The organism is Neobacillus drentensis (assembly GCF_036962765.1).
GTDB lineage: Bacteria > Bacillota > Bacilli > Bacillales > Cytobacillaceae > Neobacillus > Neobacillus drentensis_C.
Genome location: NZ_JBALOS010000096.1, coordinates 39,333 through 40,331 on the forward strand (window position 1 = coordinate 39,333; position 999 = coordinate 40,331).

The following is a 999-nucleotide window of genomic DNA, read 5'->3' on the forward strand; positions in this document are numbered from 1 at the left end:
AAATCCTATAATTCAGGTATCAGATTGCAGATGAAGGAGGGAATCATTTGTCAAATGAGATTTATGAGGTTCCGCAATCGCAACGAGACCATCTTCCAGTAAAACTTCTCTATGTAACAAAATCAAAATATGACAAAGATTGGCATAGTACCAACCATACACATCATTTTACAGAATTATTGTATATTACCAAAGGCGAAGGTACTTTTATCTTTTCCAATGAAGAAGTTCCTGTCAAAGAGCATGATGTAATTGTTATCAATCCGAATATTGAACACACGGAAAAGTCTGGTGCCGATCATCCGCTCGAATACATTGCACTGGGTATCCAAGGGCTCGCCTTTTCGTCTCCAGATGATCCGGGTTTACAAGTCACTTTTTTAAATTTTAAACAAGAGCAAAAGGTCTATCTCTTATACCTCCAGCAATTAATGGAGGAAGTGGAAAACCAAAAGGAAGATTTTGAGTTGATCATACAAAATATATTAGAAATTTTGTTGCTTAAAATGATGAGAAAAAAAGCTTTTAACTTGGAGAAGACCTCTACTAAAAAGATCAGTAAAGATGTGGCTTTTATCAAAAATTATATTAAGCAGTTCTTTCGCGAAGAGATCAATCTGGATACGTTAGCAGAGGCTGGTCATATCAATAAATACTATCTTTCCCATTCCTTTAAGAAATCCGTCGGTGTTTCACCGATTGAATATCTAATACAAACCCGCATCAGGGAAAGTAAAATTTTGTTGGAAACCACCAACTACCCAATTTCAGATATCTCAACCATTACCGGCTTTTCTTCCCAATCATTCTTTGCACAATCCTTTAAACGGGTTACGAATCTATCTCCTTCACAATACAGAAATGCTAAAAACTCTAACAAAAAACGACAGAAATCAAAAAGCAACAAAAAAATAAATGCACAAAACGAGTAAATTATTTATTTGCACCTATTAAGAGTTCGAAAACAAATAATTACGAAAAGGCTCAGTCATAATAAGA

At 34.7% G+C, this 999-nt stretch carries 1 protein-coding gene; it reads left to right on the forward strand.

Translation table 11 applies throughout. The annotated features are described in order from the left end of the window. Nucleotides 1-47: 47 nt before the first annotated feature. On the forward strand, nucleotides 48-932 hold the full coding sequence (locus V7137_RS13510) for an AraC family transcriptional regulator (protein WP_335698570.1): 885 nt from the start codon (nucleotides 48-50) through the stop codon (nucleotides 930-932). The last annotated feature ends 67 nt before the right edge of the window (nucleotides 933-999 follow it).